The sequence below is a fragment of the Mesorhizobium sp. P3_A10 genome, from assembly GCF_056403175.1.
The window spans coordinates 763971-777552 of the sequence record NZ_JBFUFZ010000001.1; the positions used below are offsets into that span (position 1 = coordinate 763971).

Sequence of the window (13582 nt, forward strand, 5' to 3'; positions counted from 1 at the left end):
TACGTTCTGCCCGAATGAATCGCGGAAGCGACCGTGCCATCAGATTTCGATAGTCAAAAGAAAGCCGATGAGATTGACGCTGCTTACCGCGTAAGCGACGGCTGTTACCTCCTTGGTAGCCTTGAGCGGGGCGTCACGGTCTATAATCAACAGGTGCGGGCACACAACCTGGCTTGGGCGCTATGGGAGAGGCGTGGAACAAACCCGATAGGAAACATCGCGATTGTTGGTGGCGGCATCGCTGGCCTTACGGTTGCCGCGTGTCTTCTCGCGCGTTTTGACGCTTCCACAAAGGTCACTTTGTTTGAGCGGTTGTGGGATCTTGATCCCCTTCAACAGGGCGCAGATGGGCGTTGGCTGCATCCCCGAATTTATGATTGGCCGCAATATGGTAGTAGGGCGCCTGGGGCGTCGTTGCCCGTCCTCAATTGGTCAGAAGGACGAGCATCCGATGTCGCAAGAACGATTCTTCGCTCATTTGGAGAATTCTGTAGCGCGTTCGCAGCCGATCCTGACCGTCTGACGGTATTTCTTGGGTCGCAAAACTTTCAGCTGGATGTTGCCCGCAAGCAGATCGACTATGTGGCGACGCGCACGACCCGAGAGGGAGCGCACTTTCATCTGGATAGGCGCGAAGGACGAAGCACGACATTCGATTGCATCATCATAGCTTGTGGGTTCGGTCTGGAAACCGAAACCTCGCCTTTTCCATTCACTTCATATTGGCGGAACGAGCAACTGGGCCAGCCTCTTTTGGACGGCAGTCAGCGTCGGTATCTTATCTCGGGATTCGGTGATGGCGCGTTGGTCGACCTGTGCAGATTGACTGTCGAGCGATTCCGGCAAGATACCATCCTATATGAACTGTTTGGTTCGCGGCTCGAAAAACTTGAAGAGACATTGCAGCTTGAGCTCGATCGACTCGGTAATAGCGCCAATATCTATGATTTTCTTGTGCAATCCGAAGATCAGCTTTTCTCTGAGGCTCGAAGAGAAATATCAAATCGAGTACGCAAGGATACGTCTGTCGTTCTTCACCTCCGCGGGAGAGACGGAAACATCAAGAGGATTTCCGACATATTTGGGCAGAATAGCTCCATTCTCAACAGACTTATGACCTTCCTTCTTTTCCGCAGCGGTGGGTTTTCGCTCAATTTCCAGGAGCTCGAGAAAGCAGTTGTCACCACGGGGATTCCAAAAGAGAACGTCCTATGTCGCTATGGAGCGAACACGCTCGGTCACCTCCGAGACATGATAGCTGACTACGATGCCGTGGAGGCTCGATTGCTTGAAATGAAGGAAAAGCGCGAGCAACTGCCTCGCCGGATATGGCACCCAGGCGCGTTTCCAAGTCCTGAACAACAAAGAGGATTAGATGATGGCTGAGAATCTATATCGAAATCCAGAACCCGTGCCACCTGCTTCGCAGTTGGCGGTTCTTCCTTTTTTGGCAGCGGTTGACGGATACCTGCTGGAGAACGGCAATGTCCCTGGTCTTCGCATTACCATGCACCGCGCCGTGAATCGCGAAGGCGACGGGTATCTGCAGCAGGTATGTGCATATCTGGCCGAAAGCGGAGTGGATGGACGGGGTAAAGTCGGTCGATTTTTCCCGGTCGATGATCGAATCATCGGTGCCTCTTACGGCAACGGACAGGTATGGCGCACCAAGCACTATCCAGACCTTAAGGCGCTACATGCCGAACTCCGGGACGCGGAAAAGGGCGATCTTCATGCCGTGCCGAGCTCTTATCTCGCGATCCCATTTTTGGGTCCGCAGAAACAGGTCGTGCTGATTTTGTACGCCGATTGCCACCAACTGAACTTTTTCGCGGACGATGAGCGCGTTAATCGGATCGTCGCCATGAGCCGGGGATTGTGCCGGCTTTTCGACTCATTGCAGAAGGAACCGTTCCCGGCCCTACGAAACTTTCCGCTTCAAAAAGGGGACCCTATACAGGGAAAAGGGGGCGTCTATCCAGTGCAGGAAGCGCTACCCAAGATTCAGCCGCCAAGCTTCTCGGAGGTTTTCTCGTTCAACTACGAGGCTGCGGTGGCTTGAAGAAAACACATCGTGTGTCGCAGGCTGCGAGAGTGGCTCGCCCATGCTTGCCCAACGAGCGCACCGCCACGCGTCGTTCTTTTTGATCTCGGCGTCGGCAAGGGGCTGACGTCGAAGGAGTTGTAGTCGGGATGCGCAATGCGGGTGGCCGCGCCAAGCATAATATGCTATCTGACTTCTATGATTCTGATCGAAAATTTGCGACGCAAATCGCTCCACGCGCAAAGCATGGTGTATAGCCCGGCAAGCGGCAATTTCCGCCTATTTGCATGATCGTACCTCTGTTCCCACCGCTCGACGGGAGTCCGGCGGAGCGTTTCCCTGAGTTCGCCCGCTCGCTCTCAGCGGCTCAACAGGCAGGCGACCGTGGCAGTATGCAAGAAATCCTGTCGAGTGAACTGCGGTGGTGCGAACGCGCGACACAACTTGGAGAGCAGCGGCTCGTCTATGAGGCGTGCATCCGCGTACTGATGGATCTCGTGAGGCTTCGGTGGAAGCTGGTCGAACAGGGATACGGGTTCGCGCTGGAAAATCCCAAAGAGGTGGTCAGCGGTCGTCCAACAGCCGAGATTGTCGCCAGTAAGGAGATCCTGCGCTCCGAGCTTCGACCGCTGGTGCAGGATCAACTCGACCAGCCCGCGGTGCGCGCGTTCATTCATAGAATGGAGGCTGGCAGCCGCGACAAGAAGAGCATTCGACTTCTTTTTACAGAGGGCTCTGAGCTCGCCGGAAGGCTGGCCAAAGCAGCGGACCTGGAGGGAACGGCTCGAACCGAGGCGCTGAGCAAGGCGGTCAAGCCGGTGCTTGAGCTCGCTGACGACACCAAGGACGAGTTGACAGGCCACAGCCTGCGCGAAATCTGGCGCTATGTCCGGTATACGTGGTCAATTCCACAGGTGCCAACACCTGGCCGTCAGCTGCTTTACCTTGTTCGTGATCATGCGCTCCTCTCGAAGCCGATCATTGGGATCGCCTCGCTGAACAATTGCCCGTTGGAGATGGGTGAGACGCGCGAATCATTCATCGGCTGGCATCGCCGGGCTTTGGGACCACGGTTCGCAGCCGCAGCTGCATCAGGGGCAATGGCACTCGACGCCGAGGTCCGCTGGCTGGAGCAACAGATCGAAACGTCTCTCGGGGAGGTCGAATGGACAAACTTGGTGACAGCCGAGCAGGTTGCTGAGCCGGATGACCACATCATACGCAAACTTCTGCGACGCGGACAGGAGTTTGCACGCCTTCGCGAAGAGCTGTTGCGCGAATTGGCAAATGGCGAGCTCGATGCCTTTGAGGTGGCGCGTTGGGAAATGGACGATGCGCCGCCCGTCGACGACAATGTGCTCGAGATGGAGGCAAAGGCTTCCATCGACGCTCGCATGCACACGGCCAGAAAGCAGCTCATCGCGAAGAAACGCGCGCATGCGATTGGGCGGTTGCTGCAAGCTCGTCTTACACTAAAGAAACATCGGTCGGCACTGGTTGATCCGGTCAGAGCGATGGCCACACTGGAACAGGACGAGGTACGAAGCGCAATCAACATCGTGCTCGAAGCTTTGAAGGCGCGACGTGCCGGTGCCAATCTCTTGGAAATCACAACATGCGGTGCGATCCCCCCCTATTCGGGGATGCTCGGTGGCAAACTCGTCGCGCTCCTGATGCTGAGCCCCCAGGTGGCTGCGGACTATCGCCGAGCATACGACAGTCCGTCGATCATATCGTCACAAATGCGAAACCAACCGGTCACGCGGGACACTGCACTGGTCTATCTCGGAACGACTAGCCTCTATGTCCACGGGTCGAGCCAATACAACCGGCTTCGTATTCCCCCGGGGACGATCGCGCCTGACCAAGCGGAGATCGCCTATCGGTCTATCGGACCGACTTCGGGATTCGGAACGGTCCAATTCTCTCCCGAAACAAGTCGCTCCATCGACGCGCTGCTCTCTCGCACACATGAATATAAGGAGGTCAACAGTGTCTTTGGCGAAGGAACCAGCCCAAAGCTTCGAAAGCTCAAAATGGGCCTTCGAATGCTGGGCTTTGATCCCGACAAGCTCCTCCAGCACCGCCAGCGACGGCTGATATATGCCGCGCCATTGTTCGACGCTGCGCGGGACTGGCTTATGGAACGAACCAGTCGCCTTCCGTCCTATGTCGCCGACCCGGACAATTTCGAGGGAGCAACTGAGCGTATAGCAGACTATTGGCGGTCGCGTTGGCTTGCGAGCCGGCTCAACCACCAGCCAGCTCTAAAGCATTTGCTGGTGGACAGTTTCCGACCGCTGGGCGACTATCTGACCGACCAAGGGGACAGTATTGAGTGATTAAGAGCGGGAACCCGGAGACTACGGGGGTAGAGGATACTGGTGACTGCAAGTTGTGGACGACGCTGGCGGCAGCGGGCCCAAAAGCCATCGCTGAAGCTCTAACTGCGGAGGAGTTCGACCGCCTGCATGTGCCCACCTCGATCGAGACTTTCGTAGCCAAACAGGTCGCAGAGGGAAGAAGCGTCATCCTTACCGGCAACGCCGGGGACGGCAAGACCCATATTCTGCGTCGTATCCGACCGGCACTTGAGTCGGCGGGTGCGCAAGTACTGCCCGACGCGACGGCACTCATGCGTGGCGACGATCCAACGCCTGTGCTAAACGCTTGGCGCGGGGCGTTACGGGCTGGTCGACCGTTCTGCATGGCAGCGAACGAATACCCGTTGTTTCAGCTGCGTTCCGTCAAGGAAGGATTCGAGCAGCTCGCGGAGGTCGAACGCCAATGCCGTCACCGGCTGGCCTACGGTGCCAATTCGGCGGACGAGCACGCCCGAAGCGATGTCATTGTAGTCGACCTGAGCCTTCGCAATCCGCTAGCTGCCAACTTCTTCAGCCGTCTGGTCGATACGCTGCTGAACGACAGTGCGCTGCGGCATATGATAAATGTCGACCGCGATACTATCGCAGCTCGAAACCATGCCCTGCTCAGTATCCCGAGGGTGCGGGAGCGGTTGGCATTTTTGATGGCTCGACTGTTGTCGGTCGGACACCGCGCCACGGTGCGAGAATTGTGGATCCTGGCCGCCCGCTTGATTTTCGGAACGAGCGGTCAGCTCGACTATCAGCGTTCCGACTGGTATTCCGAAACGCTGTTTGCCGCCGATGCGCGGTTCGATCTTACCGTCGCAATGCGCGATGTCGATCCCGCCCGATGCAGTCATCCGCAATGGGACGTGGTCCTGGAGTCTCGCGGCGAACCCATTCGATCGGGATGGGCGGCAACACCTCCCGCGCCGGCACCGCATTCCCTTCTTGATGAAGAAAACTTTGCAGCGTTGAAGCGGCGCTTCTATTTCGAACACCGTGATGGACACTACGCTTTCGCGCTTGCGGATCCAGACGCGCAGGACTTCAGCAAACTTCTCTCGGGAGGATCAAACGGCAGTCAACTCGCCAGTCAACTGATCACCGCCATCAATGCGGCATACTGCCCAGTGAGATTCTCGGGCAGTGAGGATCATCTCTATTTGTGGAATGGTCACAGGTTCCACGAGCAGCCTTCGCGATCGTTTCTCGCAGCCTGTCGGATTGCGATCGACAGGTTCTCCGTCGATGTGCCTCGCCTACCTTCGAGGTTGACCGGCTGCTTTGAGTATCAGCCCGATCACATTGCCCTTAGCGTACCTTCCCTGGCCAACCATCCGAAATTGCGGATTGATTTCCCCCTGTATCGCACGCTCAAACGCCTCGGGCGCGGACTTCCGCGTAAGCTCATTCCGGAACGCGATATCCACAAGCTTGATGCCTTCTTGGAAAGGCTCGGTAAGGCGGATGATAGTGGTGTTCGCACGATTTGGTCGGTCCACCTCGAAAATCTTGACGTGATCCAGATCAGCCTGAGCGCTGATGGCAAACGCTATGATGGGGTCAAGCGCTATGCTTAAACCGCGCCGGACCAAGGAAGGCATCTCGGCAGATGCCGCAGCTGAGCGGCGCGTTCATGCGACGTTTCTGGGGTATCAGCCAAAGCGGATGAAGCCAGTCCATTTTGCCACGAGCTTTCTGCTCGCGCTGACTGAGCGGCAGTATGAACTAGAACTGCTGAACAAGGCATCTGTGCCCAAAGCCGCACCACGCGATAAGAAAAACTTGCTCGACGAATATCCGTCAGATCGGCTCTACCCTCGGCTGGTCGAGTTAGAGCGCCTCAGCAGCGATATCGATGCGGAAGATTTTCGCGCGCTTCGCGCCCATCTTAATGCCGCCTATAACAACGATGGCGCAGCGCTGAACGCCGCCTTCGCCCCGTATAACTCGCCCGGGACGGATTATAGCGCGCCGTCGCTCCGGTACGTCTCCAACAAGTCGAAAAATCATGGATACTCTGGAACGTTCGTGGTGAGGGTTCTGGAGGCAACGGCTGAGGGTCAGGCTGTTCTAGAAGGCTGCCGACGCTTGCTGGAAGCCCCACCGCCGCCTCTTGCAGACTTGGGAGCGCCACTGCTCGATGAGTTCGATGAGCCATTTGCGGACCGTTACGATGAGCAATTCGGCCCGTTAGACAGCAATCGGCTGAGGCTCCTTGGATCCGAAATGCAGGCGCAAACCGCGGCCATCGGCCGGCTGGTGCAGAATTTGGAGACGAGCCGATCTGCCTATGCGCTCCGTTTCCTCATCATCGGCCTTTGCAGCTGGCTGTTTGTCTACATGATGAAGCGAGGTGGCTCAGACCCACTTTTGCTAGTAGACGCATTGCAAGGAGCGAACCCGCGCGTTCGTGCGCAGAGCCGAGCAAGCTACGCGAGGCAGCTGGATATCTTTTCGGCGAGCTATGATCGCCAGCGGGATGGAAAGGCGACCGAATTGTCCGCCAGTGATTGGGCTGTTTTCGCCGCGTCCGCCGATGCCCGCCAAACCCTTGATGATCATTTCCGCGACCTCGGCGTTCGAATTGGCTTTGTTCAACCTCGCGCTGCGAACGCGAAGCGTAAGCACATTGAGATTCAAGCCGACACGCTGCGTGTGCTGGTCTTAAGCTTGATAGGACCGCGGCAGATCATGACCCTATCAGAATTGGCCCGTGCTCTGCGCGAGACGTGGTGCATCTGCGTGGGCGCCGATGCCGAGGATGCCCAGCTGTTGCGCGCACAGCGTTTCGGTCCGCTCGACAGCGACGAGGACCTGCAGCCCAACGCAGCGAGCTTTCAGGCTCTGCTTGTCCGCCTCGGTCTTGCGGTCGAGCCGTCGGACGGTCTGACGTTGTGCGCAATTGATGCCGAGGACCTTATTTAGAATGACCCGTCTGGCACCGCATTTTGTCGCACAAGCACTTGCTTGCTGGATCATCGAGGCACTCGATCGCGACAATGATTTCGCACGCGAAGGTCTTCCGCGATGCGACGTGAAAATTCTCGTAAAGGCGCTCAGCGAATCATCCCGCTTTGTCAATGAAGGATTTTCTCTGGCCCTTGTAGGATTTGGCGTTGACGATGACGCATTGAAGGAGATCGTAAAGTCAGGCGGACTGCAGGGCCTTGCCGGCATAACCACCGATTTGCACGTAGCGACGGAATGGCGGAATGAGCGGGATCAGCATCCCCGGATCATTGCGCTCGCGACTGGATATAACCCGAGCGTCCACGGTCTTCGATTCTTCGCGCGCGCGACATCGTCGGAACTCGCCTCCTACTTGCTCGCTTGGGCAAAGTCGGATCCGGCATTTACTGCGACCCCTCAGCATCGCATGCTTTTGCAGGCGCTGAGCGATCAGCTGGCGCTCAAACCGTTGCGCTCGCTGGATGGCATCACAGCGTTTCTGGAAGCGTGGTCAAAAGCTCCAGCTGGTGCAATCGACGCACCGAGGGAGGCATTGCCGGCGCTCGGTTTGCTCCCGGACCCCCATCTGTTCGAAAAGCCTGACATTGGCAAGGAGCTGGAGCGCAATCTCCAGCTGGGCGAGCTCGTCACGATCCTGTCTCCCGGGGAAATTCGTCAGAAGCGTGCTCGAGCCGCTCGATACGTCAATGACGCTACCCGCGACAGTGTCAGCGCAGCATTGGACCGGCTCGACGCCCATAGGCGTGGTGATCCCCTATCCGGGCTGACTCTCGAAGACGCAACGCAGCTCATTCGTTTGCCCCTCGACAGGCCGGTGGATGACGAGGCGGGAAGCGTCGATGATGCGGACGAGATTGGGCGCGCGCCTCAGCGCGAACCGGACCTTTCGGTAGAGTCGATCGATGCCTTGCTAGAAGGACGTGAAGAAGACCTAGAGGCGATAGGCGTTGCTCTCGACAAGGCATGGGAGGAATTCGACGGGGACAGGATCTCCGCGAGCGCGCAAACATCCCGGGGTACCGTAACCCTGGATGAGCCTGTCGATCAGAAACTGCTGGAATGGGTAACCGCCTTCTGCGCGGTGGACCGGTTCGGCGGTCTGATAGAAACGGACGTCGCGGATCTGCCGCAGGCGCTGGCGCGCTATGTCGAGTTCGACCCCACGTTCCTGGATGTCGAGGCCATCTGGCGCCACAACGGGCAGGTGCGCTCCATTGAGAACTTGCTTGAAAAATGGGATACCGTCGACGCCGTGCGTGAAGCATGTTCGCGACCGCTCGTAGACACATGGAAGGATTTTGTCGCGCGGCGCGCTGACTTGGCAAGTTGGGTACAGCCGCTCACGATACACCCTCGTGAATGGCTCGACAGCCATCCGACAAGCCGCGAGATGTGCAAGGCCTATTTGGCTGCAGCCTCTGAATTGTTTAGAAACGTTCAGCGCCACTACAGGCTGGTTTGGGAGCGGTCCCGCGAATGGGCGCAAGCGACCCTTGATGGGATCCTGTCGCTCGACATCGTTCAAGTCCGTATTCGGCGGGCCGATGGCGGCGTCAGCGCCAAGTCCGTCATGTTGCCTCTCCATCCGCTGCATTTGTGGCGCTACCAGCGACTTGGTGAGGTCCTGAAGGATCTTGCCCAGACAAGCACCCTTGACGAGGCCGATCGAGCCGTTCTCATCGCGGAACTTAAAAGGCCGGAGCAGTTTCTGGGGGTTATCCGCACTGGCGCGACCCCTGACGGGCGTGGTTTGAACCAGCTCCTTCCTGTCGCAAACACAATCTGGGGTATGGCGACTTTCGAAAATCTGCACAACGCTGTCAGCAGTGCTGATGGTGTGGATACGCTCATCCTGGCGATCGATCACTATGTGCTGCTGTACCCAAACCATCCGCGTCCGCTTCGCCTGGCTCTGATCAATCCGCCAGAGCCTTCGAAATTGCTCGAACGCATTGCGAGGCTTCTGGACGAGCGACGTAACAATGTGAATCGCCTGCCTGGGATCGAAGTGACGATTCTAGCAAGTTCGGGGCACCAGGACCGTCTGGTCGCTGCCGCCACACTTGAGGGCCGGGCTCAGGATCTCATTTATGAGAAGGTTGCGGCCGGCCGATTTGATCTTCGTGTCCAGACTGTGGCTGCCGACAGCCTGCAGCATCTGGTCGATGGCGCCCTGAGCGAAAGGGCATTCCATATTGCAGCAATATTTGACGAGTCTGCGATCTCAGTACGGCGACGCAGGGTAGAACGGTTCCTGCCGATGAGCCCATTTTGCATTCGTTACGAGATCGTCGTTGACGAATTTCTTGGCGACATCAGTCTCAGCCCTCATCCGGGAGAGCCACCCTTCTCTGACTTCGTCCTGATGATCCATGAGCTTGAACAGGAGCAGCGAGACAGCACGATGGTGGCGTCCGCCGATGCTGACATGCTCCGCGCGACGATTGACAAGCTTGTACTTGGCGATGCGCCCATCGCGCGCTGGGTGCTTCTCGCCGATCGCGCGCTGCCGACCGAAACCGGCATGCGTTCAGTGCGGTTGCTTGAGCGAAAGGAAGGCCACAGACAGCTCCTGCTCAGTGCGGCCGATTATGGCCGACTGTCGAACCTTATGTATTCGGCATTCCAGTCCTGCAACTTGACGGTCACGCCCGATGGCCTTGGCGACATCCTGCGTCAAGGCGTCAACCTGGTGGGGGCCGGTCTGCTCGATATGATCAAGAAGCAATCGGGACAGCCGGACAATGGCAAGGTCTTAGGCTTTGTAGGCATGCTGCTCGCTGCGCGCGATCTGCGACGCTCTCACCCCGACGCATTGATTGCGTCCGTCGATGGCAAGATCGCGAGGCTGTGGCTCAAATTGGGCGTAAGAGCGGGGGCCGAACGCTGCGACTTGCTGTCGGTGCGCCGTGATCCTGATGGCGCGTTCCGGCTGACGGCCATAGAGGTGAAGACAACACAGGAAACTGTCCTATTTGACGAGGCGGCGCTGGTCGCACGGGCTGTGGCACAGATACAGAGTACGGCTGCGGTTCTCGCTAACGCCGTTGCGGGCGACGGCCCCTTCGGCGCCCCACGGTCTGAAATGTTGAAAGAGGTCCTGGTACGCGCTGCCTCGGGCAGGTGGAGCACCGAGGCCGAAGATAGTGCGCGGCGCCTGGCCTGGGGTCCCTGGCTTCAAAAATTGTTTGGTAACACGAGTGAACGACCCGTTGTCCGGATTGATGGCGAGGTCGTTTTGGTCAAATTGCGCTCCGCAGAGTCGCCACGTTCAACCGTGCTCCCCGGCACGGCAATCCCCATAGTGCTGCGCACGATTACCGAGCCGCTGGCGGAGTCGCTAATCGCTCAAGAACAGCAGACACCACCGCTGCCGGGGCGCGCGCCACCGGACGATACATCCTCAGGCCCTAAGCCTACCAAGCCAATAAGACCCAAAGCGCCCGCCAGCGGCGGGACCGAAAAAGAAGCTGAGTTGGCGAACGCAACAATTGGCCGTGAAGAGGCGGTGCAGCCGGTAACAACGGAAATGGCCGAGCCGAAGAGTGAGCAATCTGAAGTTCCTGCTCAATCGCCCCTGATCATAGAACCCGTCGATCCACTGGAATGGCCGCCCGCGGTGAACGCGCTCGGCATGATCGGACAATATGAAGTTGCTCGCGAGCTGGTGAATCAGGCGCAAAAGGCGCTGGGCTGGGGTGAGCGCTTTCTCGACAAGTTATTTGTCGGACCAGCGGGCGTGGGCAAGACCACTCTTGCTCGTCGGATTGCCGAGCAGGTGCTTAAGTTGGAGCCGATCATTTTCAACGGGGCGGATCTTCGCCGTCCTGACATGATCATCGATCGACTCGTAGAGCACAAAAAAGTCCCACGCCGCGCAACGGGAACGGTTGAGGTCGAGCCATGCCTGATTTTCATCGACGAGGTGCACGCGATCGCGGGATCCGTCGCGACTGTGTTGTTGAGCGCCCTTGATGAGCGTCGCAACACGACCGTGGGCAACACTGTCTATAGCTTCGCTAGAGTAGTATTCCTGCTCGCCACTACCGACCCAGGCAAGTTGACTGAGGCGTTTTTGAGCCGGCCGGATCGCACGACTTTGCGATCCTACACGCTGGAAGAACTGGCTGGGATTGTTTGGCTCCATTCTAAAGAGAAGCTTGATGGCGCGGCGTTGAGCCGTGAGACATGCATAGAAATAGCAGCGCGCATGCAGTGCGCGCCTCGCCCAGCCGTGAACATTCTCGAGCCGTTGGTCGCGAGCTTTTATGGGGTCGCTGCAAGCGCCTTGGGGGATGTTCCAAGCCGTGCGGACGTATCCCGCCTGATGACGTCCGATGCAGTTTCAAGCTGGTTCGAAAACACTCATTCCATTGACAGGAACGGTCTGACCCCAACCCATCGCGAATATCTCATTTTGCTACGCACGCGCGGTCCAACGTCAGAAGAGGAGGTGCGCCGCGGTCTCGGTATTTCAAATCGCGGAGATTTCGTGGAGATTTCCGAGTATCTCACGCGACTCGATCTGATCCGGGTAGGACCGGGCGGCAGGAGTCTTACTTCTGATGGACGCCGCTACTTGTCGGCGCCGGTGGTTCCGGATTTCCGCGATCGCATCTCGCGCCGAACAACATAACGTTCAAGGCCTGAAACAACTACGGCAACGCTTTCAAAGTGCTTTCGAAGGATCTCCCGACACTGGCCCTTGTGAGCGAGCCATTCCGGTATCATGGGAAGGTCACAGGGATCATTTGGGGGTTTGGTCGTGCGCTGCGCGAGAATGGCAACGCGATGACCGTGGCGGCAGGTGAGAAAATGAGATGGGCGAGCGGCAGAACACCAAGCTTGAGGCAGAGGGCGCTGAGTTCATGGTTCTCGGTCTGCTGTTGGTCGAGGGGCTCCACTGCTTTAAGGCATACACGAATTTCGCCGGCTATGACTTGGTTGCGCTAGACCCTTCGACGGGTCGGTCGGCGCGGATTCAGGTGAAGAGCCGATGGGCAACCGATTACGATCGCTCTTTCGCCATAAAGAACTTTGACTGCGACTTTGTCGTTCTCGCCGCGTTGAATCGTGGATATAGATTCAGACGAGCGCCCACGCGAGCCCCTGACGACGGGAGGAGACCACCCCGGTTCTACTGTTTCCCTGTTGAGATTGTCCGAGCTGCCCAAAGCGTGACCGATCTGTGGGGAAAGGTCTCGCTGTCTCGGATCGACAACCCAGAGAGCTACGAGGACGCCTGGCATCTGATCCAAGAGTGGATAGGCGATCAAAAATGAGGCGGATCGCTCAAAGGGCGGCGCGGCAATGACGAGCACGGAATTCGCATTGGGGGGATCGGCTGTCCCGGTCTGTAAGATGACTTTCGAGTCGTCCCGGCGCCGCTCTCCAGGTCATTTCGGCAATTCCGGCAGCAGATGCAGCATGGCTTGCGCTCGCGTACGGTTTCCGCAATCCTGGCTAGATGCGACGTTCACCTTTTGCATTTGTGCTGGCGCTGACAAAGGGACGGTTGGCCCAAACCGGGGAGGAGGAATGGAAACCGCTTTCCACGGACGGTACCGTCTCCGCAACTGTCTCCGAACTTTACTACCCCCCAGAGGAGTTGGCACGGCAGCGTGAGAACACAAGGCGAGCGACAGAAGACGCCGCCGCCTACATCGCCGTTGAGCTGGAAAAAGCAAAAAGGCGCAGCGAGCGGCGGCGCAGCCGACAATGACTCGCATACCTTTTGCTGGGGAGCTTGAAAGCGCAGCAGATCGCATAGCGGACATGTCGCGGCCGGAACTGCAAATCATCCTTCGTCGCGCGGCGTTGATGCTCAGGAATGTTGCCGGCGTGTCCCTGGAGCCGGCGACTGAGGATGCACTCAACGCCATAGCGGCTGAGATGAGAGTGAGCCGATCTGACCTCATACAGATTGTATTGCGCGAGTGGCTGGAGACGAACGCCTATCTGCCCGTGCGCATGATCGACGAGGAGAGCAAAACCGACGGGAGTGCGTAGTGATGATGGGGCCATCCTCATTCGTCTTTCCAGACGACGCGTGCTCACTGGTCAATCTCCGCGCCGACAACCGTCGGCGCTCTAAGGAAGAACGGCGTATAAACCGCAGTCCTGCGCGTCCGCAACAGTGGACGTTGTCGCGCGCAGGACGGAGGAAATTCGCCCCCGCCGCGGGCGGTGAACGGGA

At 58.1% G+C, this 13582-nt stretch carries 8 protein-coding genes; all 8 read left to right on the top strand.

What is annotated here, in order from left to right; translation table 11 throughout:
* Positions 1-33: 33 nt before the first annotated feature.
* The 8 genes from AC1DXU_RS03625 (at position 34) to AC1DXU_RS03660 (ending at position 13395) form a co-directional block, all read left to right on the top strand.
* Positions 34-1386: an FAD-dependent oxidoreductase gene (locus AC1DXU_RS03625; protein ID WP_477364450.1), complete on the top strand. Its 1353-nt coding sequence runs from the start codon at positions 34-36 to the stop codon at positions 1384-1386.
* Complete coding sequence (locus tag AC1DXU_RS03630) at positions 1379-2062, top strand: hypothetical protein (RefSeq protein WP_477364453.1); 684 nt, start codon at positions 1379-1381, stop codon at positions 2060-2062. The genes AC1DXU_RS03625 and AC1DXU_RS03630 overlap by 8 nt, the downstream gene beginning before the upstream one ends.
* 269 nt (positions 2063-2331) lie before the next feature.
* Entirely contained in the window at positions 2332-4386 is a 2055-nt protein-coding gene (locus AC1DXU_RS03635) for a Druantia anti-phage system protein DruA (RefSeq protein ID WP_477364456.1), read from the top strand.
* Positions 4387-4439: 53 nt separating this feature from the next.
* Positions 4440-5993, top strand: coding sequence for a hypothetical protein (locus AC1DXU_RS03640; RefSeq protein ID WP_477364459.1), 1554 nt, complete (start codon positions 4440-4442; stop codon positions 5991-5993).
* On the top strand, positions 5986-7341 hold the full coding sequence (locus AC1DXU_RS03645) for a hypothetical protein (RefSeq protein WP_477364462.1): 1356 nt from the start codon (positions 5986-5988) through the stop codon (positions 7339-7341). The genes AC1DXU_RS03640 and AC1DXU_RS03645 overlap by 8 nt, the downstream gene beginning before the upstream one ends.
* A gap of 1 nt (position 7342) precedes the next feature.
* The gene (locus tag AC1DXU_RS03650) at positions 7343-12022 is read left to right on the top strand and encodes an AAA family ATPase (protein WP_477364465.1); all 4680 of its coding nucleotides are present in this window, start codon (positions 7343-7345) and stop codon (positions 12020-12022) included.
* A gap of 184 nt (positions 12023-12206) precedes the next feature.
* Positions 12207-12668 carry a hypothetical protein gene (locus AC1DXU_RS03655; RefSeq protein WP_477364468.1) on the top strand — a complete coding sequence of 154 codons (462 nt, stop codon included), beginning with the start codon at positions 12207-12209 and terminating at the stop codon, positions 12666-12668.
* 436 nt (positions 12669-13104) lie between these two features.
* Complete coding sequence (locus AC1DXU_RS03660) at positions 13105-13395, top strand: ribbon-helix-helix protein, CopG family (RefSeq protein WP_477364471.1); 291 nt, start codon at positions 13105-13107, stop codon at positions 13393-13395.
* Positions 13396-13582: the final 187 nt, after the last annotated feature.

What these genes read in the sequence shown, in the direction of transcription:
- AC1DXU_RS03630 (WP_477364453.1), top strand. Translation starts at nt 1,379, where the DNA reads ATGGCTGAGAATCTATATCGAAATCCAGAACCCGTGCCACCTGCTTCG.
- AC1DXU_RS03635 (WP_477364456.1), top strand. Translation starts at nt 2,332, where the DNA reads ATGATCGTACCTCTGTTCCCACCGCTCGACGGGAGTCCGGCGGAGCGT.
- AC1DXU_RS03645 (WP_477364462.1), top strand. Translation starts at nt 5,986, where the DNA reads ATGCTTAAACCGCGCCGGACCAAGGAAGGCATCTCGGCAGATGCCGCA.
- AC1DXU_RS03650 (WP_477364465.1), top strand. Translation starts at nt 7,343, where the DNA reads ATGACCCGTCTGGCACCGCATTTTGTCGCACAAGCACTTGCTTGCTGG.
- AC1DXU_RS03655 (WP_477364468.1), top strand. Translation starts at nt 12,207, where the DNA reads ATGGGCGAGCGGCAGAACACCAAGCTTGAGGCAGAGGGCGCTGAGTTC.
- AC1DXU_RS03660 (WP_477364471.1), top strand. Translation starts at nt 13,105, where the DNA reads ATGACTCGCATACCTTTTGCTGGGGAGCTTGAAAGCGCAGCAGATCGC.